Here is a 19971-nt window from a genome sequence, read left to right on the forward strand (position 1 = left end):
CAGACCGCACCCTGTTCGGTGGGAGGGACCACGAACGCACCACAGGAGCACCCGATGAGCGCACCCCGCGACCAGTACGAAGCCACCAACCCGCGCACCCGCTACCCCGACGTCCGACCGGAGCCGCAGACGCAGGCCGAGCCGGGCCTCCAGTCCGAGATGCGACCGATCCCCGACCTCGGCGAGGAGACCTACCGCGGAACCGGTCGGCTCGCCGGCCGGAAGGCCCTGATCACCGGCGCGGACTCCGGCATCGGCGCCGCCGTCGCGATCGCCTTCGCACGCGAGGGCGCGGACGTCGCGCTCGCCTACCTGCCCGAGGAGCAGTCCGACGCCGACCACGTGATCGAGCAGATCCGGGCCGCAGGTCGCACCGCGGTGCCGATCCCGGGCGACCTCCGCGACCGTGGGTACGCACAGGCACTCGTCGACCAGGCCGTCGACGGGCTCGGCGGCCTCGACACCCTCGTCAGCGTCGCCGGGAAGCAGCGCTGGCAGCCGAACGTCGAGGACCTCACCGACGAGCAGTTCGAGGCGACCTTCGACGTCAACGTCTTCGGGCTCTTCCGGCTCGTGCGCGCCGCGCTCCCCCACCTGCACCCCGGGTCGACGATCACGACGACCGCGTCGATGGAGGCGTACCAGCCCGCACCCGACCGGCTCGACTACGCCGCGTCCAAGGGTGCGATCAACAACCTGTCGAAGGGGCTCTCGCAGGCTCTCGTCGAACGCGGCATCCGGGTGAACGTGGTGGCACCGGGGCCGACCTGGACCGTCCTGCAGCCGAGCGGCGGCGTCGACCCCGAGTCCCTGCCGGACTTCGGGTCGAGCGAGTCGCCGATGGGACGCGCGGCGCAGCCGGCCGAGCTCGCCCCCGCCTACGTATTCCTCGCGTCGCAGGAGTCGAGCTACGTCGTCGGCGAGACGCTCAACGTCAACGGCGGCATGGTCACGCCCTGACCACTGGGAATGCCCGGCGGCCCGCCGGTGTCGAACTCATCACGAACGCGAAGGAGCACACCATGGCCCACGACCTCCACAAGAGCACCGGCCTCGACGACGAGCGCACCTGCCTGCCGACGAGCACCGTCTCGGTCCTGCACGACGAGCGCAAGCCGTCCTTCGGACGCTGGCTCGGCCAGATCAACCGTCAGGACTGAGCACGCCGGCCCACGTGCTCGAGACGTGACAGCGGATCGACTGGAGGCGCGGTGCCAGCTGGCACCGCGCCTCCAGTCCGTCTCGCGCTGCTAGCGTGCTCCCATGTCCTGGGGCCGGTGGTACTTCGCGGCCCAGGCCGCGGGCGGGGCCGCGTGGTGGATCGCGGTGTTCACGCTGCCGGCCGTCCGGACCGCGACCCTCGGGTCCCTGCAACCGTTCCTCGTCGCGCTGGCGGACGTCCCGCTGTTCGTCGTCGCGTCGGCGCTCGCCGCCGCGAGGGTCCGCGCGGCCGCGGTCGTCGCCACCCTCTGGACCGTCGCGGTGACGGCGGCGATCGTCGTCTGGGCGACCGTCACCACCGAGGCGGGACTCGGTGTCCTGATCATGGTCGGTGCGTCAGTCGGCTCGGTCCTCGCACTGTCGCTCGTCCTGCTCGGCCGGATCCCCACGGAACTCGTGACCTCCGGACCGCTGCGCTTCCGGACCGCCGACCCCGACGGCGGACGTCGTCGGCACGTCCTCGGCACCGCCGCGCAGATCGTCGTCTTCTGGGGCCTGTTCCTCGGGGTGTTCCCGCTGGTCATCGCGTTCGCCGAGCTCCGGTGGCGCCTGCACCCGCCGCTGCCGGACCCCCTCGTGACCGCCTCGGTCGTCACCGGGGTAGTCGTCCTCGTGCTCGCGAGCGCGCTCGGCATCGCGTCCGCGGCGACCATGTCCACCCAGGGTGCCGGCACGCCGCTGCCGTCCGCGATGCCGAACCGACTGGTCGTCGCCGGCCCCTACCGCTCGGTGCGGAACCCGATGGCACTCGCCGGCATCACGCAGGGCGTCGGCGTCGGACTGCTCCTGAGCTCGTGGATGGTCGTCGTGTACGCGCTCGCCGGGTCGATCGTGTGGAACTGCATCGTCCGTCCGCTCGAAGAGGCCGACCTCGAGCACCGCTTCGGCGACGACTTCCGCCGCTACGCCGCACGGGTCCGCTGCTGGGTGCCGCGGTGGCCGATCCCGGCGAGCGCTCCCGCGGACGCGATCAGTCCGCCGCGCCGCTGACGTTGACGAGCCACGTGACGCCGTAGCGGTCGGTGAGCATGCCGAACGTGTCGCCCCACGGCGCCTTCGTGAGCGGTTCGATGATCGTCGTCGCCCCCTCGGCGAGGCCGTTCCAGTAGCGGGTGAGCGCTTCCTCGTCGTCCCCGCTGAGCGACACCGAGATGTTGCTGACCTCTGGCCCCTCCATGCCGGTGGGGGCGTCAGAGGCCATCAGCAGCAGGCCGTTCTCGCCCTCGAGCTGGCCGTGCATGACCTTGTCGGCGTCGGCGGGGTCCTGCGTCATCCCGGCCTCGCCGAACGTGCTCAGGGTGAGCTCACCGCGGAACACCGAGTGGTAGAACTCGAGGCCCTCCCTCGCCCGGTCGCGGAGGTTGATGTACGGGTTGAGGCGGACGGCCATGGTGGACTCCTCGGGATGTGCGCGGGCGTCGTCGCCCGTGTCGCGCCCATCGTCCCATCGCTGTGGGCGGACCGGAAGACCCGCGGGCGGTCGGGCAGGATGGGCCGATGGACGCCGACCGGTACGACCAGCTCCTGGACGCAGCGATGCCGTGGACCGAAGTGGTGTCCGCGTTGCGGGCGCACGGGTGGACGCCGTGCGGCACGGGCGACTGGGCGACGGCCCTCCGGTCACCGTCGGGGGACCTCGCCGCCCGGATCAGCCCATTCGACCCGGCAGGACCGTACTCCGCGATGCTCTACCGGGAGGCCGCACACACCCGCCAGGTGCCTGCCCTCGTCGAGCACCGGGTGCTGTCGGGCGGTGCGGACCTCACGGTAATGGAGTACCTCTCTCCGGTGACCGAGGCCGAGGGCACCGCGTTCCAGCAGTCGATCGCCCGACGGGACCCTTCCGTCGCAGCCCTCGCCGACCACATCGCGGCGGTGCACACCCGGGGTGCCCGCGAACAGCCGTGGTGGGGTCCGCTCGACGACAACCCCGCGAACGTCATGCGGGGCTCCGACGGCCGGCTCGTCGTCGCCGACCTGTTCTACGCGGACGGGCCGTCGCTCTACGCCACGGTCCGGAGCGATCCCGACCGCATCGTCCGCGACTACCCGGAGCACCTCCGACGGCACATGACCGAGTTGCCGCTCGCGAGTTCCGGCGGATGGGCGGAGGGCGACGCGGAGCGGATGCGGGTGGCGCTCGCGGCGGCGGACGACCGCCTCCGGCACGCTCGCTGACCCGTACCACAATCATTCGCATTGGCGTATGGTTGTGGTACGAACAGATCGGGGCAAGCGTGAACGAGATCACCACGGCTGAGTACGCCGCGAGACACGGTGTCTCCCGACGGCGGGTACAGGCAGCGGCGGCCGCCGGCACGCTGCCCGCGCGCCGCGTCGGTGCGCAGTGGCTGGTCGACGACGCCACACCGCACCGGGGTCGCCCCGGTCGCCCCCTGTCGCGCAGGTCGGTGCGCGCCGTCGAGTGCCGCCTCTCCGGCAGCCCCGATTGGGCGGACGGGCTCTCACGCAGTGAGCGCAGTCGGATCCAGGACCGCATCGCCGAGCTGCGCGCGGATCCGGTGCCGTGGCGACGCATCACGAACTGGACACGCACCGAGTACCGGAAGCCGAGCGGGTACCAGGTCGCTGCGGCTGATCTCGAGGACCTACGTGCCGACGGTCGACTCGTCCGCGCGGGCGTCAGCGACCCACGGTCGGGCATCAGCGACGCCGGGTTCTTCGAAGCACACGTCGCCGAGGACGACCTCGCCGCCGTCGAGCGGGAGTACCTCCTCGTCGCGACGGACGCTCGACCGAACGTCCTCCTCCACGTCAGCGCCGAGCGCCCCTCGGACCCGGTGCCGCTCGGCACGCTGATCATCGAGCTGGCCCACCACGACGGAGCCCGCGAACGCGCCGCTGCCCGATCGCTGCTCGAGCGCGCCCTCTGATGTTCGCGGCTCCTCCGCTGCGCCCTGCCCAGGCGGGCGCCTGGCATGCGCTCTTCGACCTCCACGAGCGACTGTCCGACGGCTGGGCGCTCGTCGGCGGGCAGATGGTCCAGTCGCTCTGCTGGGAGCGCGGTGCAGCACCGAGTCGCCCGACGACGGACGCCGACACCGCACTCGACGTCCGCGCCAGACCCCTGATGCTCATGACGTTCACCGCGGCGCTCCGCGATCTCGGTTTCCGTCCCGACGGCACGAGTTTCGAGGGGCACCAGCACCGATGGGTCCGGGGTGACGCGCAGATCGACGTCCTGATCCCGCGGTTCCTCGGGGAGCGGGCGGAACGGCGCCGAGGGGTCGCGGGCGGGACGACGATCGCGGCGCCGGGCGCACAAGGGGCCCTGTGGCGTGCCGCCCCGGTGACGCTGGAGGTCAACGGTCGGATCGGGACGGTGCTCCGGCCGACGTTGCAGGGTGCTCTTCTGTCCAAGGCGGCGGCGGTCGAGATCGTCGGCGACGACCCCGCGCGGCACCTCTCGGACATCGCGACGCTCGCAGCACTCATCACCAGACGCGACCGGGTCGCCGACGACATCACGCCGACCGAACGGCGGCGGATCGCGGCGGCTGCCGCGCTGATCGATCGGGATCCGACGATCATCCGTGTGGCGGGCGTGGACCGGACCGCGATCGATCGCCTCCGGATCGCGTTCGACGGAGGATGAGGCCTCGTAACGACCGGGCACCCAGCCGCCCGCGCCTAGCATCGTGAGGATGCCCGTTCCTCGTCACGACGACTTCATCCGTGTCCGCGGCGCCCGCGAGCACAACCTGCGCGACGTGGACGTCGACATCCCCCGCGACCGGATCGTCGCCTTCACCGGCGTCTCCGGCTCGGGGAAGTCCTCGCTAGCGTTCGGAACCGTCTTCGCCGAGGCGCAGCGCCGCTTCCTGGAGTCCGTCGCCCCCTACGCTCGGCGGCTCATCGCACAGGGGTCGACGCCGCACGTCGACTCGATCACGGGGCTCCCGCCGGCCGTCGCACTGCAGCAGCGCCGTGGTGCACCGAGCGCCCGGTCGACCGTCGGCACGCTGACGACCCTGTCCAACTCGATGCGCATGCTGTTCTCCCGTGCGGGCACCTACCCGGCGGGAGCGGAGCGTCTGGAGTCGGACTCGTTCTCGCCGAACACCGCGGCCGGTGCCTGCCCGCGCTGCCACGGGCTCGGCACGGCGCACGAGGTCACCGAGGCCTCGGCGGTGCACGACGACTCCCTAAGCATCCGGGACGGGGCGATCACCGCGTGGCCGGGAGCCTGGCAGGGCAAGAACCTCCGCGACGTCACCGCGGTCCTCGGCTACGACATCGAACGGCCGTGGCGGGAACTCCCCCGGGCCGATCGCGACTGGCTGCTGTTCACCGAGGAGCAGCCCGTCGTCGAGGTCCACCCGAAGCGCGACCGGGTGGCGAAGCCGTACCGCGGCCGCTTCTGGAGCGCCCGACAGTTCGTCCTCCACACCCTCGCCGACTCACAGAGCGAGACCCAGCGGAACCGCGCACTGCAGTACGTCGAGTCCGGCCCGTGCGGTCTGTGCGGCGGAACCGGCCTGACCCGCGACGCGCTCGCGGTCACGATCGGCGGCCAGAGCATCGCCGAGCTGAACGCCCTGCCGCTGGCGACGCTCGCCGACGTGCTGCGCCCGATCGCGTCGATCACGGACGCCGGTGCGGCGACGTCGAAGGCGACGTCGGGCGAGCGCACCGAGGTCGCCGTCGCGATCGCCGGCGACCTCGTCACGCGTGTCGACGTGCTCGTCGGGCTCGGACTCGGGTACCTCGCGCTCGACCGGGCGACGCCGACGCTGTCCCCGGGCGAGACGCAACGACTCCGGATCGCGACGCAGCTCCGATCCGGGTTGTTCGGCGTGGTCTACGTCCTCGACGAGCCGAGTGCGGGTCTGCACCCCGCCGACGCCGAGTCGCTCGTCCAGGTCCTCGACGACCTGCGCGCGAGCGGCAACAGCGTCTTCGTGGTCGAGCACGACATGAGCATCGTCCGGCGTGCGGACTGGATCGTCGACGTCGGTCCCGGCGCCGGCGAGAGCGGCGGCACCGTGCTGTACAGCGGACCGGTCGACGGGCTGGGGGACGTGGAGGCGAGCGTCACCCGCCGGTTCCTGTTCCCGGGCGACCACACGCCGGACCGGGTGGAGCGCGCGCCGGTGGGCACCCTCGAGCTCCGCGACGTGACCCTGCACAACCTCCGGCACCTCGACGTCGACGTCCCGCTCGGGGTGCTCACCGCCGTGACGGGAGTCAGCGGTTCCGGCAAGTCGTCGCTCGTCGGTGGTGTGCTGCCCGAGGCCGCCTCGGCCCACCCGCTCGTCACCCGCACTGTCCAGGTCGACCAGAAGCCGATCGGACGCACGCCGCGGTCGAACCTCGCGACCTACACGGGTCTGTTCGACGCGGTCCGGACCGCCTTCGCCGCGACCGACGCCGCACGCGAGCGCGGCTGGACCGCCGGCCGGTTCTCGTTCAACGTCGCCGGCGGCCGGTGCGAGGTCTGCCAGGGCGAGGGCTTCGTGTCCGTCGAGCTCCTGTTCCTGCCCGGCAGCTGGGCCCCGTGCCCGGAGTGTCACGGCAGCCGCTACAACGACGAGACCCTCGAGGTCCGGTGGAACGGCGCCACGATCGCCGACGTGCTCGGGATGACCGTCGACGAGGCCGCTCCGTTCCTCACCGACCTCCCCGCCGCAGCCCGCGGCCTCGAGACCCTCCGCCAGGTCGGTCTCGGCTACCTGCGACTCGGGCAGCCCGCACCGGAGCTGTCCGGCGGCGAGGCCCAGCGCATCAAGCTCGCCACCGAGCTCCAGCGCGCCCGGACCGGCCACACGCTCTACCTGCTCGACGAGCCGACCACGGGACTCCACCCGGCGGACGTCGAACTGCTCTCCGACCAGCTCGCCCGCCTCACCGATGCCGGCAACACCGTCGTCGTCGTCGAGCACGCGATGGACGTCGTCGCCGTCGCCGACCACGTCATCGACATGGGTCCCTCCGGCGGTGCCGAGGGCGGCCGGGTGGTCGCCTCCGGCACACCGGAGCAGGTGGCGGCGTCCGCCGCCAGCCGGACCGCACCGTACCTGCGCGCGCAACTCGGGCTCTGATGCTCGGCACCCACCGGACTGGAGGCACGTGGCGGGCCCGCCCCGCGCCTCCAGTCCGGACACCGGCCGCACCACCCCGTTGGCCTGCTGGCCATGGCCATCACGCCGGAGAACGCCGGCATCGCCGTCCGCGAACTACCAGGATGTCTACCGGCTGAGCTACCTGCGCGGACCGAGCGGGATCATCGTGATGCTGGCCCAGGACCTCCGGAAGCGGTAGCGCGCGCGGGGCTCCGTATGCTGGTGCGATGCATTCCGGACGTGCGGTCCTGGCCGCTTCCACGACCTTGGCGATCCTGGCCGGAGCAGCGGTCGCCGTCGTGGCCTGGCCGTCGACACCGCTGCGAACCGGCCACCTCGTGGGCGGTGCCTGCGCCAGCTACGCGGCAGGGGACACATCCACGTCGATGAGTGTCACGATCCCGGTGCAGAACGACTCCGCAGGCGACATCGAGGTCGTCGGGAGCCGGCCCCTCGGGCAGGTCGGGACGGCGGACGTCGACCTCCGCGTCGCGCCTGGTCGCTCGTTCGGGTTCAACGGCTTCGGCACGCTCAGTCAGCTCGCCGAGGGCCACCGCACGGTCCCCCTCGACGGTGCGGTCCTGCCCGCACACCGGACCTCCACGGTGATCGCGACGATCACGCGGAGCGACGGCGCGCCCTTCGGTGCGATCGGCGGCCTCGAACTGGACCAGCGCGCCGTGCTCGGGACGATCCGCAGCACGGTGCTGCCCGCGACGCTCGGCGTCGCCGCGGCCGGCCGGATCGACGAGTGCGACCTCGACCAAGTCTCGCTCGACCGGGACTGACCGCGGTCAGTCGCCGACGAGGGCGGTGACCGCGTCCACGACGATCTGCCGACGGCGCGCGGGGGTCACCGCCGCGACGAGGGTGTCGAACTCGGGCGTGGTCGCACTCCAGAACGCGGCGACGTGCACGACGAGGCCGAGCAGGACCGCCGGGCGGTAGGAGCGGGGCAGGACTCCGGCGCGCTGGGCGTGCTCGACCGCGGCGACCGCCTCGGTGTCGGCCCCGACCAGGGCGTCGAGCGGAGCGGCCTCGCCGCGTTCGAGCCGGTGCCACGTGAGCAGCCGCTGCGCCCACGGACGCCGGACGTACGAGTCGTGCAGGCGTGCGGCGTACCCGGGCAGGTCGTCCGTGTCGATCGGGACCTCGTCCGAGGTCTCCGTGACCGTCTGGGCGATCAGCGCGTCGAACAGGCCCTCCTTGCTGCCGAAGTAGTGGAACACCTGCGCCTTGTTGCTCTCCGCCGCTGCGGTGATGCGTTCCAGGCGGGTGCCGACGAGACCGGCGGCGGCGAACTCGTCGCGGGCGGCGAGCAGGAGTCGTGCGCGCATCGCGTCGGCGGCAGGGGGCGTGAAGCGGGCCATGGGTCCACGGTATCGGCAGCCGGGCGGGACCGGGCCGTGGCTCAGCGGGCGAGCGCTGAGAGCTCCGCCCGCGACCGCGCACCGTACTTCCGCAGCAGGTTCGCGACGTGGTACTTCGCGGTGTTCACGGTGATCCCGAGCTGCGCGGCGACGTCGGCGTTCGGTGCTCCCGCCACGACGAGCCGGAGAACGTCGCGCTCCCGGGGCGTCAACGCCTCGGCGTCCTCGATGCGGTCGCCGAGAGCCGGCGGGTCGAGGGGCATCACGATCGAGATCGTGGAACCCCATCCGTCCGTCGACTGGACCCGGAAGTCCCCGTCGAGGGCAGACACCCGTTCGGCGATCGGGCGCACCGTGTCGTCGTGGACGTCGAGCGACCCGTCGCCGTCGTCGCGGATCTCGACGAGCAGGTTGCGCCCGTCGCAGTCCCACTGCACCCGCACACGCTCGGCGGTCCCCCGGTCGACGTGCGCGAGCACCGCGGTGCGCACGATGGCGCGCGCGGCGTGGGCGACCTCACCGGGCAGGGCGCGACCGGTCGCGGGCGGCTCGACGAACTGGATGTCGATCGCACCGAAGCGCACCAGCGGTCGCAGGTCGTTCCGCAGCCGGAGGAACGCGCGGGACACCGGCTCGACCAGGGCGTTCCGCTCCTCGTCGTTGCTCGTCCGGAGGTCGACCAGCGCGGCCGACGCGATCTCGGCGGCCTCGACGCGTGCGGCGCGGTCGTCGACGCGCGTCGACCGGAGCACCGCGAGCAGTGACTCCAGGGTCAGGGCGTGCTGATCGGCCCGTTCCGCGACCAGCCGTGCGTGCTGCACGACGAGCGCGCGGGTGGCGGGTTCGGCGAGCGGTACGGGGTCGACCATGGCGCGATACTACCCCCGCCCCACTCCCCTACCCGGGCGGATGGGAACGCCCGCTCACCGGGTAGCTGCGACGACGTCACGGACCGGTCAGGCTCGGGGTCATGCATCAGAACGCGCTCCGCATGGTTGCCGACGAGGTCGCTGGTCTCCTGGACCGACTCGTCGAGACCGCAGGCGGCCGGCTCGACGACCTCGCCGACCTCGTGACGACCGCCGATCGCGTCTTCGTCCACGGCGCCGGCCGGTCCGGCATCGCGCTCCGCATGACGGCGATGCGGCTCATGCACCTCGGGATCCCGACCCACGTCGTGGGCGAGGTGACCACCCCCGCGATCGGCAGTGGCGACCTGCTCCTCACCGCAAGCGGCTCCGGCACGACGAGCGGCATCGTCCGCGCGGCCGAGACCGCCACCGCAGCCGGAGCGACCGTCGCAGCGATCTCCACCACGGACGACGCGCCGCTCTCCCGCACCGCCCGGATGACGGTCCTGCTGCCCGCCGCGACGAAGACCGACCGATCCGGCGTCGCCTCCGCGCAGTACGCCGGCTCCCTCTTCGAACAGGGTGTCGCACTCCTCGGCGACGCACTGTTCCACACGCTCTGGCAGCGAAGCGGTCAGAGCGCCGACGACCTGTGGCCCCGGCACGCGAACATCGAGTGACTCCGGCCACGACCCCCACCCGCACGACAGGAAAGAAGCACATCATGCAGTTGCAGTTCGCCATGGACACCCTGACCACCGACGCCGCGCTCGAGCTCGCCGCCGCCGCAGCACCGCACGTCGACATCCTCGAGCTCGGCACCCCGCTCATCAAGAGCGAGGGCCTCTCCGCGATCACCGCGATCAAGCAGGCGCACCCGGACAAGATCGTCTTCGCCGACCTCAAGACGATGGACGCCGGTGAGCTCGAGGCCGACATCGCGTTCCAGGCCGGCGCCGACCTCGTCACCGTCCTCGGCACCGCCGGTGACAGCACCATCGTGGGCGCCGTGAAGGCCGCCGAGAAGCACGGCAAGGGCATCGTCGTCGACCTGATCGGCGTCGCCGACAAGCCGGCCCGCGCCAAGCAGGTCGTCGCCCTCGGCGCGACCTTCGTCGAGATGCACGCCGGTCTCGACGAGCAGGCCGAGCCGGGCTTCACCTTCGAGACCCTGCTGCGCGACGGCGAGTCCGCGGGCGTGCCGTTCTCGGTCGCCGGCGGTGTCAACGCCGGTTCCGTCGCGTCCGTCCAGGACGCCGGCGCGCGCGTCGCCGTCGCCGGCAGCGCGATCTACAGCGCCGACGACGTCGCGGCCGCAGCCGCGGAGATCCGCGCCGCCATCAAGTGACGCACTGAACGTGCGCACCTGAGGGACGGGAGGCACGGTGCCGGCTGGCACCGTGCCTCCCGTCCGTCATACGGTCCGGCCATTCGTTGCACTTCCTGTTCCGCGAGACGTAGCATGGGCGCGTGGTCACCATCGCCGAGTACGCGACCGAGCACGGCATCTCGCCGCGTCGCGCACGGACGCTCGCGCAGCAGGGTCGCGTTCCCGCTCGACGCATCGGACGCGCGTGGGTGCTGGACGACGACGCCACGACGTCACCGGTCACCGGTACCCGCCCGATGAGTCCGCGGACCAGGGTGATGTTCCTCCGCGCCCTCTCCGACCAGTCCGTCCGCGGGCTGACCGGCTCGGACCGTCGGCGCATCGCCGGCTACCTGAACCGACTCCGTCAGGCGGAGCACCCTGCCGCACTGCTGCGCGCGTGGTTCCGTGGGGCCGTGACGCCGAGCGGGTTCTCCCTCGGCGAGCTGCTCGTGCGTGCGGCGATGGACGGTGACGACGACATCGTCTCCGAGCGCCTCGCCCGCCCCCAACGCCGCTTCCTGAACTCGCCCGACCGCCTGGCTCGGGTGGTCGCGGACGAGCGGGCCATCCACGGGTTCACCCGCGCAGAACTCGCCGCCCGTGCCGGCACGACGGAGCACGACGTCAAGGCCGTCGAGTCCGGCGAAGCGATCGACTCGCTCGTCACCGTCCTGCAGGTCATCAACGCCCTCGACGTGCACCCGCTCGCGGTCCCCACCGCAGCGGTCAGGGACTCAGCGTGACGAAGGTCCTGCACGCGTGGCTCGAAGGTCGGTACGTCGGGGAGTTCGTCGACGCCGGGAGCGGGCGCGTCACCCTGCGCTACGACAGCGATGCGCCGGACACTCCCGTGTCGTTGTCGATCCCGCGCCACGGCACGGTGCCCGAGCACGCCGCGAGTCGGTTCCTCGACAACCTGCTCCCAGACCGGCCCGAGGCCCGCGAGTGGATGCGGCGCATCACCGACGCGAGGTCGACGAGCACGTTCGACCTCCTCGCGGAGGTCGGCGGAGACGTTGCGGGCGGTCTCGTCCTCCTCCCCACCGAGGACCTTCCCGAGTCCGCCGCGACGGCGCTCCTCGTGGCGGACGACGATGCGATCGCCTTCCGGATCAGCAGCCTGCACCAGGACCCCGACCGTTGGTGGGAACGCGCCGATCCGGCGCGGTTCTCCCTCGCCGGCAGCCAGCCGAAGTTCGCGCTCGCCGACGTCGGCGGGACCTGGTTCTGGTCGAACGCGTCCGTTCCGTCGACCCACATCGTCAAGCCCGCAGCCTCCACGAACCGTGGTGCAGAACGGGCAGAAGTCGCGGCTGAACGGCTCGCCGCGGACATCGGCCTCGTCGCACCGCGGGCGGACGTCCTCGACGTGGCCGGAGAGCGTGCCTACATCGTCGAGCGGTTCGACCGGGCAACGCAGCCGAACGGGCTCGCGACACGGATCCACGTGGAGGACCTCACCCAGGCCCTCGGTCAGGCGGGCGCGAGCAAGTACGCCATCGGCGCGAAACCGATCATCGAGCTGTTGCTGCGGCACGACCCGACCGGCGAGGCCGCTCACACCTTCCTCAGGCAGGCGGCCTTCAACGCCGCCATCGGCAACGCCGATGCGCACGCGAAGAACTACTCCGTCCTCCTGCGGCCCACGGGGATCCGGCTCTCCCCGCTCTACGACGCCCTGCCCACCCGGCTCTGGCCCGCCTACGACGACACGCTCGCGATGCGCATCGGTGGTGCGGAGCACCCGAACGAGCTGACGCTCGACCACTGGTCGAAGCTCGCGCGCAGGTCTGGTCTCGACGTCGACCGCGCTCGTACCGAGGTGCGGGAGGTCTACGAGGCCGTCGCTGACCGTGTCGACACTGCGTGGACCGAACTCGACGACGACCAGGCCGAACGCATGCGCGCCCTCGTCGCGGAGCAGACCAGGAAGATCACGTCTGCGGTGGTGGGCCCTGCCGGGATCGAACCGACGACATCCACGGTGTAAACGTGGCGCTCTACCAGCTGAGCTAAAGGCCCTTCCCCTCGATCCTAGACGAGTCGCCGCAGCACCCCCGCGGTGAGCGCCGTGCGCTCGACCATGCGGTCCAGGTCGACCCACTCGTGTCGCGCGTGCGCCCCGTCGCCGACCGCGCCGAGACCGTCGAGCACCGCTGCTCCGAGCGCCGCTGCGAAGTTCCCGTCGCTCGCGCCCCCGACGCTCGTCTCCGCGACGGTGAGGCCGAGTGCGGCAGCGGCCGTCTCGGCGACCCGGAACAGCTCGACGTTGCGGTCGGTCCGCGCCATCACGGGTCGGTTCCAGTCACCCGTCACCGAGATCGACGCCGCCGGGTTCGCCGGCTCGAGACCGCCGAGGACCTCGTCGATCCGTGCGGACTCGGCATCCGACGACACGCGGACGTCGAGCGCCGCCGTCGCCGCACCGGCCCGGACGTTGGGCCGGGTTCCGCCGGTGACGACCCCGACGTTCAGCGACGTGCCCGCGTCGAGGTCGGCCGCGCCGTGGAGCGCGAGGACCACCCGGGCGAGCTCGTCGACCGCGCTGGCGCCCCCGGCCGGGTGCAGACCCGCGTGCACCTCGACCCCGCGGATGTGGACGTCGAACAGTCCGACGCCCTTCCGTGCGGTCTTGAGTGCGCCGTTCGGCCCGGCCGAGGCCTCGAAGACCAGGACGGGGCCGGGGGTCCGTCGGACGACGTCCTCGATGACCGGGCGGGAACCGATGCTGCCGACCTCTTCGTCCCCGTTCAGGACGAGGCGGATGTTCGGCCGTGGGACGCCGAGGCCGTCGAGGAGCGCGACCGCGTGGGCGAACTGCACGAGCCCGGCCTTCATGTCGTAGGCACCGGGGCCGGTCAGTCGGTTGCCGTCGATCCGCACCGGCCAGTCGGCGAGCGTTCCGGCGGCCCACACGGTGTCGTAGTGGCAGAGCACGACGGCCCAGGACTCCGTCGCGTCGGGTGCCACGAGGTCACCGACGACGACCGGGCCGTGCTGTTCGGGCTCGTGGAGGGCGCGCTCGGCGAACGGCCCGACGGTGGCGGCGAGGAACCGTTCGACGTGGTGGAGTCCGACGCGGAGCAGGGCGAGGTCGTCCGAGGGGGTCTCCGTCTCGACGTACGCGACGAGGTCGTCGACCATCTGCGCGCGCCGGACGACCGCGGCCTCCAGGAGGTCGACGTCGACCACGGTGGCCGTCACCGCGCCGCTCCGACCGCCGCGACGAGGCCACGGATCCGGTCCTCGTCCATCGCGGCGCCGTCCTCCACCGCGACGATCTCGTCGACGAGCGCGCGGATGCCGGGCGTCGGGATGCCGAGCGTCTCCCCGGCTTCGACGACGGGGCCGTAGTGCAGCGGCACCTCGGTCTTCCGGTGCCGGACGGCGATGTCGCGCCAGATCCCGGAGCGGGTCTTCGACTGGGTGGCGAGCCACGCGACGAGGCCGTCGAGCGCAGCGGTCGTCGTGGCGGGGTCGGCACCGGGGGCGAATGCTGTCGGCTCGAACGCGTCGAACGGTTCCGGCGTGATGCCCTGCGCCTCGGTCACGGCGAGGACCTCCCGAGCGAGCGCGGCCATCACGTCGCGGTTGTCATCGATGAGGACGCTCATGTCCTCGTCCGCCAAGGCCGTCGCGGTGAGCATCGCGCCGAAGGCCAGCTTCGACCAGAGGAAGCCGGCGACGTTGTCCGTGACGACCGGGGCCCCCCATCGGCGCAGGTCCTCCGCGAGCTGTCGGTTGCGGTCGCTCGTCCCGCCGGCGTACTCGCCGAGCGACATCGCGCCGAGGCCGCCGTCCTGCACGACACCGGGGGCGACGACGTCCGCGAACAGATCGACGAACGCGATGACGGTGCGGTCGGCACCGACGTGGCGGGCGATCGTCGCCTCGTTGAGACCGTTCTGCAGCGAGGCGACCCAGCCGTCGCCGGCGAGCCGAGGTGCGATCCAGGCCGACGCCGGGTCGGTGGCGAGCGCCTTGACGGCGAGCAGGACCGGTCCGAGTGTGGTCGGTGCGTCGGGGTCGTCGAGGTGCCAGATCGGGAGCCGGGCCACCCGTTCGCCGTCGGCGGTCCGGAGGCGGAGTCCGTCGGCGCGCACCGCGGCGACGTGCTCGGGGTCGGCGTCGACGAGCTGCACGGGGACACCGGCGGCGTCGAGGTGCACGGCGAGGGTGCCGCCGATCGCGCCGGCACCGACGATCGTGTACGGAGTGCGGTCGGTCATGCGGGGACTTCCTCTCGGGTGGTGCTGCTGCTCAGCGGCAGGTTGTGCGCGCCGGTGGACGATCCGCCGTCGACGCGCAGGATCGTCCCCGTGACCCACCCGGACTGCTCCGGGTCGGCCAGCCAGACGACGGCCTTCGCGATGTCGGTCGGGTCGCCTGGTCGCCCGAGCGGGTTCGGCGACACGGCGGCGGCGTACTCGTCGCTCACGCGGTTCACCTCGCTGTCCACGACGACGAACCCCGGCGCGACGGCGTTCACCCGGATGCCGGCGGCCCCGAGCTCCAGGGCGCTCGCACGGGTCACCATCTCCAGCGCGGCCTTCGACGTGCTGTACGGAGCGGCGCCGGGGCGGGCGCGGAGGGCGGCACCCGACGTGATGTTGACGACGGTCGGGGTCCGACCGGACCGGGTGGCGAGGCGGCCGAGTGCCACGGTGGCGAGCAAGGGCGCTCGGACGTTGACGTCCTGCACGGAGTCCCACGTCGTGGCGTCGAGCTCGAGGAAGGGTGTCGCCGGGTAGACACCGGCGGCGTTCACGAGGACGTCGACGGGTGCCTGCTCCCACGCGGCGGTCACGGCACGCGTCGGGGCGTCCGGGTCGCGGAGGTCCGCCACGACCGTGCCTGCGGCGTCCGTGGAGCCGATCGACCCTGCGGCTGCGGCGAGTGCGTCGGCACGGTGGTCGACGAGCGTCAGCCGGTCGCCGAGGGCGGCGAACGACCGGGCCACGGCGAGCCCGATCCCGCTGGCCGCCCCCGTGACGAGCACGTGCCGCGTCATCGGAGGACCTTCCCCTTCGTCTCCGGCATCGTCAGGTAGACGACGAGTCCGATCGCCGCGGCCACCGCGCAGTAGACCCAGACGAGGTTCCCGTACCCGGCGCCGCTCATCCAGGTCGTGATGTAGGGCGCGGTCCCGCCGAAGATCGCGACTGCGAGGGCGTAGGGCAGGCCGATCCCGGTCGCACGGACCTCCGGCGGGAACTGCTCGGCCATGATCACCGCGCAGTTCGCCGAGTAGCCGAGCAGGAACAGGATGCCGATGACCTGGATGATGAGCAACGACCAGAACGTGCCGCTCAGGAACGTGAACGCCGGCCATGCGAACAGCAGGAACCCGCCGGCGAAGATCGACATCGTGGGCTTGCGTCCGATCTTGTCCGACAGGATGCCGGCGAACGGCAGCAGCACGAGGAACACGACCATGGCGATCACGTTCGCGAGGAGCGCCTGGTTGAGCGGGAGCCCCGTCGTGACGTGGGCGTAGGTCGGCATGTACGAGACCCACATGTAGTAGAGCAGGGTGCCGGCGATGGTGATCCCGAACACGCGTGCGGTGGCACCCGGGTGGTCGCGGAACATCGCGACGACGGCGTTGCGCTTCGGCGCGGCCGTCTGCGCGTCACGGTCCCGCTGGGCGGTGAAGGACTCGGTCTCCTCGACCGAGGTCCGCAGCCAGATGCCCACCAGCCCGATCAGCGCGCAGAAGACGAAGGCGGCGCGCCAGCCCCAGGCGTCCAGGGCCTCGGGTGAGAGCACCGAGGTGATGATCGCACCGATCCCGGAGGCGATCAGCACGCCCGCACCGACCGACACCTGCTGCCAGGATCCGGCGAAGGCGCGGCGCTTGGGAGCGGCCGACTCGACGAGGAACGCCGACGAGGAGCCGAACTCCCCGCCCGCCGAGAAGCCCTGCACGAGTCGCGCGAGGAGCAGCACGATCGGTGCGGCGATCCCGATCGTCGCGAACCCGGGCGTGATGCCGATGACGAGCGAGGCGGCGGCCATCAGCCCGATCGTGAGCATCAGCCCCTTCTTGCGGCCGTGCCGGTCGGCGTACGCGCCGAGGACCGCGGCGCCGATCGGACGCATCACGAACCCGACCGCGAACACCGCGAGCGTCGCGAGGAGCGCCGCCGCGTCGTTGCCCGGCGGGAAGAAGTGGTGGCCGAACACCGACGAGAACGTCGTGTAGACGGCCCAGTCGATCCACTCGACCACGTTCCCGATGCCGCCGGCGATGATCGCCTTGCGGCCGCGGGCCGTGAGCCGCGTCTCGTGCACGGCATCCGGCGCGGTGCCGGCGGCACCGAGCCTCGGGTTGGTTGCTTCTGCTGTCATCGTTGCGTCGACTTCCTGGGTGGGAGGAACGGGGGTGCGGAACGGGTGGAGCAGCGGACTGGAGGCGCGGGGCGGGGTCGACCCGTGCCTCCAGGCCGTCAGACGGTCGCGTCCGTGGCGGACGCTCCGACCGGGTCGAGACCGCTCGCGGTCGCGACGTGCTCGGCGAGGCCGGCGTGGGTGGTGAACCAGACGTCGTCGAACGAGCGGATGTGGGCGAGGAGCGCCTCGAGGACGACGAGGCGCGACCGGTGCCCGATGAAGTGCGGGTGCATGGTGAGTTGGAACACGCCGCCCTCGGCACGCGCCACGTCGAACTCGTCGCGCCAGATGCGGCCGACCTCGTGCGGCGGCGTGTACGGCCGCAGCGACTGGAAGCGCTCCATCATCAGGTACGGCGCGTCGTCGCGGATCCAGTCCACCGGGATCTCGACGATGCCCGTCGGCTCGCCGCGGTGCAGGATCTCGTACGGGTCGTCGTCGGCCATCAGCGAGGAGTCGTAGCGGAAGCCGAGCTCGCGGGCGACGTCGAGCGTGGAGTCACTGAAGTCCCACGACGGCGTCCGGATGCCCGTCGGGCGCACACCGGTCTGCGACGTCAGCACGTCGACCGCCCGGCTCAGCAGGTCCAGCTCGTCGTCGTGGCCGAGCAGGGTGTTCCGCTCGTGGATCCAGCCGTGCACCGCGACCTCGTGGCCGTGTGCGACGTACGTCGGGGCCTCGTCGGGGCGGAGCAGCGCGCACACCGCGGGCACGTAGAACGAGGACGGGGCCTCGTAGCGGTCGAGCAGCCGGAGGATGCGTGGGACGGCTGCTCGCGCGCCGTACTCCCCCATCGCCATCCGGCCGGGCGACGTCTCGCCGTCGCGCAGTGACGGGGTCTCGTGGTCGGAGTCGAACGAGATCGCGACCGCCACGCGGGCGCCGCCGGGCCAGCGGTCGGGGCCCTCCGGCGGCAGCAGGTTCCGTCCGGCGCGGACCTCCTCGACGTGGCCACGCCAGGTGGGCTCGTTCCACTGCCAGGGCTGCTGGTGGTCGGGCTGGGGCATGGTGTCCTCCTGTGGTGGTCGGGTCACGCGATCGTGGGGGCCGAGGCGTCGGGTCACGGGATCGCGGGGGCCGAGGCGTCGCTGGCCGGGACGAACCGGCCGTCCTCGATCCGGCTCCACATCCGTTTGACGGTGCGGAGCTGCACCGTCACGTCGACCTCGCGCACGCCGGGCAGCGCGCCCAGGACGTCGGTCGTGAAGGTGTAGACGGACGCGAAGTCGGGCAGGAACGCCTGGCCGATGAGGTTGTACCGTCCGAGCGACGCGGCGGCGTAGTGCACGGCGGGGTGCCCGGCGAGCTGTGCGGCCGCAGCGGAGAGCCGGTCGGGTGCGACGGAGATCCACACCTCGAGTTCGGTCGTGCGGCCGAGGAGCGCCGGGGCCACGAGCGGGCCGATCCGGAGTCGACCGCTCTGCACCAGGTCCTCGAGGGTGCGGCGGGTGGCCGCCTCGGACCGACCGACCTCGCGTGCGAGATCGGTGAGGGGCTTGCGACCGTCGCGGACGAGGGCGGCGAACACGGACCGCTCCTCAACGGTGGCGTCGGCGTGCAGCGGTGCCACGCCTTCGCCCGTCGACGGATCGGGAGCGGGCGCGTTCGCGGTCGCCGATCGCGGGGCGGCCGTGGGTGTCGGCCGCGGGCCGTCGCCGGGGAACACCGTGAACGGGGCGGTGAAGGTCCGCACGATCGGCAGGGCCTCGGTCTCGACCGGACGCCCGTCGACCACGATGGTGCTGAGGAACGCGGTCAGGTCACCGACCCGGGGCAGGACGACCTCGGCCGTGCAGTCCGCCGAGCCCGTGAGGGTCGCGGCGAACCGGACCTCGGGGCGTCGGGCGAGGGCATCCGCCAGGGCGTCGGCACGGTCGGCCCCGGACTTGATCCGGACCTTCGTGGAGACGCCGAAGCCGGCGGCGAGCACGTCCGACGCGGCGATGATCCGGACGGCTCCGTCCTCGATCAGACGTGTGACGCGGCGTTGTGCGGTCGAGGGCGAGCAGCCCGCCAGCTCACCGATCGCCGCCCAGGAGGCACGGCCGTCGTGCGCGAGGGCACGGAGGACGGCGCGGTCGACCTCGTCGGCGGCGGTGGGACGAGCATCCGTCAAGGTCATGCGGATCAACGTATTCCGTCATTCCACGACCGTCAATGCAAGATTTGCGTCACACACGACTCGTAACACGATGTTTTCATTCACCTCCACTGAGACGGACAGCGAAGGCCGCCCCGGTTCCCCGGGACGGCCTTCGTCGTGCACACGTGTCAGGACTGCGGCGGCGAGTAGAACTGCAGGTCGTTGCCCTCGGAGTCCTTGAACGGGAAGATCCGGCCCCACGGGTGCTCGCTGATCTCCCCCTCGACGTCCGCTCCGCGCTGCCGCAGCTCGGCGAGTTCGTCCTCGATGATGCCGTCCGGCTGGAAGGTGATCACCGCGCCGCCGGCGGACGAGACGCTCGCGTCCTCACGGGCGTTCAGGCCGATCATCAGACCGCCGACCTCGAGTTCACTCCAGTCGTCGCTCTCGTTCCGCACCGTCAGTCCGACGGTGTCGCGGTAGAACGCCACCGCTCGTTGCATGTCGGTCACCGGGACCCACACCGTTGCCACTCCGGATGCCATTGCCGTCTCGTCTCCGGCCGCGCGGTGCGGCCCTCGACGCCGTTGTACGCGAG

Annotated in this window: 22 protein-coding genes, 1 tRNA gene and 1 pseudogene; 13 read left to right on the forward strand and 11 right to left on the reverse strand. The window is 72.1% G+C overall.

The annotated features are described in order from the left end of the window. Nucleotides 1-54 precede the first annotated feature (54 nt). The 3 genes from FS532_RS03240 to FS532_RS03245 all read left to right on the forward strand — a co-directional run bounded on the left by FS532_RS03240 (nt 55) and on the right by FS532_RS03245 (nt 2211). A complete protein-coding gene (locus FS532_RS03240) occupies nt 55-960 on the forward strand; it encodes an SDR family oxidoreductase (RefSeq protein WP_144750245.1) in 906 nt (301 codons plus the stop codon). A 62-nt stretch (nt 961-1022) separates the two neighbouring features. Further along, on the forward strand, nt 1023-1160 hold the full coding sequence (locus FS532_RS18575) for a hypothetical protein (protein WP_158521771.1): 138 nt from the start codon (nt 1023-1025) through the stop codon (nt 1158-1160). 103 nt (nt 1161-1263) lie between these two features. Beyond that, nucleotides 1264-2211, forward strand: a complete 948-nt coding sequence (locus tag FS532_RS03245) for a methyltransferase family protein (RefSeq protein ID WP_144750247.1) — start codon at nt 1264-1266, stop codon at nt 2209-2211. Here FS532_RS03245 and FS532_RS03250 read toward each other — a convergent pair. Beyond that, the gene (locus tag FS532_RS03250) at nt 2192-2611 is read right to left on the reverse strand and encodes a VOC family protein (protein ID WP_144750249.1); all 420 of its coding nucleotides are present in this window, start codon (nt 2609-2611) and stop codon (nt 2192-2194) included. The two genes, FS532_RS03245 and FS532_RS03250, sit on opposite strands and share 20 nt — an antisense overlap. A 107-nt stretch (nt 2612-2718) precedes the next feature. Between FS532_RS03250 and FS532_RS03255 the strand changes: the two genes are divergently transcribed. From FS532_RS03255 to FS532_RS03280, 6 genes and pseudogenes are all read left to right on the forward strand, one after another. Further along, the gene (locus FS532_RS03255; RefSeq protein ID WP_144750251.1) at nt 2719-3399 is read left to right on the forward strand and encodes a hypothetical protein; all 681 of its coding nucleotides are present in this window, start codon (nt 2719-2721) and stop codon (nt 3397-3399) included. Between the two features lie 59 nt (nt 3400-3458). Continuing rightward, nucleotides 3459-4115 carry a hypothetical protein gene (locus FS532_RS03260; protein WP_144750253.1) on the forward strand — a complete coding sequence of 219 codons (657 nt, stop codon included), beginning with the start codon at nt 3459-3461 and terminating at the stop codon, nt 4113-4115. Further along, on the forward strand, nt 4115-4837 hold the full coding sequence (locus FS532_RS03265; protein WP_186321888.1) for a hypothetical protein: 723 nt from the start codon (nt 4115-4117) through the stop codon (nt 4835-4837). Before FS532_RS03260 ends, FS532_RS03265 begins: the two co-directional genes overlap by 1 nt. 49 nt (nt 4838-4886) lie before the next feature. Then, complete coding sequence (locus tag FS532_RS03270; protein ID WP_144750255.1) at nt 4887-7283, forward strand: ATP-binding cassette domain-containing protein; 2397 nt, start codon at nt 4887-4889, stop codon at nt 7281-7283. 130 nt (nt 7284-7413) lie between these two features. After that, a pseudogene (locus FS532_RS18980) lies at nt 7414-7503 on the forward strand (VOC family protein); the annotation flags it as partial. Nucleotides 7504-7531: 28 nt separating this feature from the next. After that, nucleotides 7532-8092 (forward strand): hypothetical protein, encoded by a 561-nt coding sequence (locus tag FS532_RS03280; RefSeq protein ID WP_144750256.1) that lies wholly within the window; start codon nt 7532-7534, stop codon nt 8090-8092. Nucleotides 8093-8098: 6 nt separating this feature from the next. On the opposite strand, the gene FS532_RS03285 is transcribed toward FS532_RS03280, so the two are convergent. Together FS532_RS03285 and FS532_RS03290 are read right to left on the reverse strand one after the other, a co-directional pair. Further along, nucleotides 8099-8674, reverse strand: a complete 576-nt coding sequence (locus tag FS532_RS03285; protein ID WP_144750258.1) for a TetR/AcrR family transcriptional regulator — start codon at nt 8672-8674, stop codon at nt 8099-8101. A 41-nt stretch (nt 8675-8715) separates the two neighbouring features. Then, a complete protein-coding gene (locus tag FS532_RS03290) occupies nt 8716-9543 on the reverse strand; it encodes a helix-turn-helix transcriptional regulator (protein WP_144750260.1) in 828 nt (275 codons plus the stop codon). Nucleotides 9544-9644: 101 nt separating this feature from the next. Between FS532_RS03290 and hxlB the strand changes: the two genes are divergently transcribed. The 4 genes from hxlB (at nt 9645) to FS532_RS19160 (ending at nt 12887) form a co-directional block, all read left to right on the forward strand. After that, on the forward strand, nt 9645-10205 hold the full coding sequence (gene hxlB, locus FS532_RS03295) for a 6-phospho-3-hexuloisomerase (RefSeq protein ID WP_440130694.1): 561 nt from the start codon (nt 9645-9647) through the stop codon (nt 10203-10205). Between the two features lie 44 nt (nt 10206-10249). Beyond that, nucleotides 10250-10873: a 3-hexulose-6-phosphate synthase gene (gene hxlA, locus FS532_RS03300; protein WP_079238857.1), complete on the forward strand. Its 624-nt coding sequence runs from the start codon at nt 10250-10252 to the stop codon at nt 10871-10873. A 122-nt stretch (nt 10874-10995) separates the two neighbouring features. Then, the gene (locus tag FS532_RS03305) at nt 10996-11640 is read left to right on the forward strand and encodes a helix-turn-helix domain-containing protein (RefSeq protein WP_144750262.1); all 645 of its coding nucleotides are present in this window, start codon (nt 10996-10998) and stop codon (nt 11638-11640) included. Continuing rightward, nucleotides 11637-12887 (forward strand): HipA domain-containing protein, encoded by a 1251-nt coding sequence (locus FS532_RS19160; RefSeq protein WP_354029636.1) that lies wholly within the window; start codon nt 11637-11639, stop codon nt 12885-12887. Before FS532_RS03305 ends, FS532_RS19160 begins: the two co-directional genes overlap by 4 nt. Here the strand turns inward: FS532_RS19160 and FS532_RS03315 are convergent. The 8 genes from FS532_RS03315 to FS532_RS03345 all read right to left on the reverse strand — a co-directional run bounded on the left by FS532_RS03315 (nt 12844) and on the right by FS532_RS03345 (nt 19918). Further along, a tRNA-Val gene (locus tag FS532_RS03315) sits at nt 12844-12919 on the reverse strand. The genes FS532_RS19160 and FS532_RS03315 overlap by 44 nt on opposite strands. Before the next feature lie 12 nt (nt 12920-12931). Continuing rightward, nucleotides 12932-14101 carry a M20/M25/M40 family metallo-hydrolase gene (locus FS532_RS18875; RefSeq protein ID WP_222121924.1) on the reverse strand — a complete coding sequence of 390 codons (1170 nt, stop codon included), beginning with the start codon at nt 14099-14101 and terminating at the stop codon, nt 12932-12934. Further along, nucleotides 14098-15126: a ketopantoate reductase family protein gene (locus FS532_RS18880; RefSeq protein ID WP_222121925.1), complete on the reverse strand. Its 1029-nt coding sequence runs from the start codon at nt 15124-15126 to the stop codon at nt 14098-14100. Before FS532_RS18880 ends, FS532_RS18875 begins: the two co-directional genes overlap by 4 nt. Further along, complete coding sequence (locus FS532_RS03325) at nt 15123-15908, reverse strand: SDR family NAD(P)-dependent oxidoreductase (protein ID WP_144750264.1); 786 nt, start codon at nt 15906-15908, stop codon at nt 15123-15125. The genes FS532_RS18880 and FS532_RS03325 overlap by 4 nt, the downstream gene beginning before the upstream one ends. Continuing rightward, a complete protein-coding gene (locus FS532_RS03330) occupies nt 15905-17248 on the reverse strand; it encodes an MFS transporter (protein WP_144750266.1) in 1344 nt (447 codons plus the stop codon). Before FS532_RS03330 ends, FS532_RS03325 begins: the two co-directional genes overlap by 4 nt. A 98-nt stretch (nt 17249-17346) precedes the next feature. After that, the gene (locus FS532_RS03335) at nt 17347-18297 is read right to left on the reverse strand and encodes a polysaccharide deacetylase family protein (RefSeq protein ID WP_144750268.1); all 951 of its coding nucleotides are present in this window, start codon (nt 18295-18297) and stop codon (nt 17347-17349) included. Between the two features lie 53 nt (nt 18298-18350). Continuing rightward, complete coding sequence (locus FS532_RS03340) at nt 18351-19412, reverse strand: Lrp/AsnC family transcriptional regulator (protein ID WP_144750271.1); 1062 nt, start codon at nt 19410-19412, stop codon at nt 18351-18353. 149 nt (nt 19413-19561) lie between these two features. Further along, nucleotides 19562-19918, reverse strand: a complete 357-nt coding sequence (locus tag FS532_RS03345) for a VOC family protein (RefSeq protein WP_144750273.1) — start codon at nt 19916-19918, stop codon at nt 19562-19564. Nucleotides 19919-19971 lie beyond the last annotated feature (53 nt).

Origin of the sequence: Curtobacterium pusillum (assembly GCF_007673235.1) — a bacterium.
GTDB lineage: Bacteria > Actinomycetota > Actinomycetes > Actinomycetales > Microbacteriaceae > Curtobacterium > Curtobacterium pusillum_C.

Coding starts and splice junctions, on each gene's coding strand:
- FS532_RS03255 (WP_144750251.1), top strand. CDS start 2,719: ATGGACGCCGACCGGTACGACCAGCTCCTGGACGCAGCGATGCCGTGG.
- hxlB (WP_440130694.1), top strand. CDS start 9,645: ATGCATCAGAACGCGCTCCGCATGGTTGCCGACGAGGTCGCTGGTCTC.
- FS532_RS03240 (WP_144750245.1), top strand. CDS start 55: ATGAGCGCACCCCGCGACCAGTACGAAGCCACCAACCCGCGCACCCGC.
- FS532_RS03325 (WP_144750264.1), bottom strand. CDS start 15,908: ATGACGCGGCACGTGCTCGTCACGGGGGCGGCCAGCGGGATCGGGCTC.
- FS532_RS03280 (WP_144750256.1), top strand. CDS start 7,532: ATGCATTCCGGACGTGCGGTCCTGGCCGCTTCCACGACCTTGGCGATC.
- FS532_RS18880 (WP_222121925.1), bottom strand. CDS start 15,126: ATGACCGACCGCACTCCGTACACGATCGTCGGTGCCGGCGCGATCGGC.
- FS532_RS03270 (WP_144750255.1), top strand. CDS start 4,887: ATGCCCGTTCCTCGTCACGACGACTTCATCCGTGTCCGCGGCGCCCGC.
- FS532_RS03285 (WP_144750258.1), bottom strand. CDS start 8,674: ATGGCCCGCTTCACGCCCCCTGCCGCCGACGCGATGCGCGCACGACTC.
- FS532_RS03290 (WP_144750260.1), bottom strand. CDS start 9,543: ATGGTCGACCCCGTACCGCTCGCCGAACCCGCCACCCGCGCGCTCGTC.
- FS532_RS03245 (WP_144750247.1), top strand. CDS start 1,264: ATGTCCTGGGGCCGGTGGTACTTCGCGGCCCAGGCCGCGGGCGGGGCC.
- FS532_RS03345 (WP_144750273.1), bottom strand. CDS start 19,918: ATGGCATCCGGAGTGGCAACGGTGTGGGTCCCGGTGACCGACATGCAA.
- hxlA (WP_079238857.1), top strand. CDS start 10,250: ATGCAGTTGCAGTTCGCCATGGACACCCTGACCACCGACGCCGCGCTC.
- FS532_RS03265 (WP_186321888.1), top strand. CDS start 4,115: ATGTTCGCGGCTCCTCCGCTGCGCCCTGCCCAGGCGGGCGCCTGGCAT.
- FS532_RS03340 (WP_144750271.1), bottom strand. CDS start 19,412: ATGACCTTGACGGATGCTCGTCCCACCGCCGCCGACGAGGTCGACCGC.
- FS532_RS03330 (WP_144750266.1), bottom strand. CDS start 17,248: ATGACAGCAGAAGCAACCAACCCGAGGCTCGGTGCCGCCGGCACCGCG.
- FS532_RS03250 (WP_144750249.1), bottom strand. CDS start 2,611: ATGGCCGTCCGCCTCAACCCGTACATCAACCTCCGCGACCGGGCGAGG.
- FS532_RS03335 (WP_144750268.1), bottom strand. CDS start 18,297: ATGCCCCAGCCCGACCACCAGCAGCCCTGGCAGTGGAACGAGCCCACC.
- FS532_RS18575 (WP_158521771.1), top strand. CDS start 1,023: ATGGCCCACGACCTCCACAAGAGCACCGGCCTCGACGACGAGCGCACC.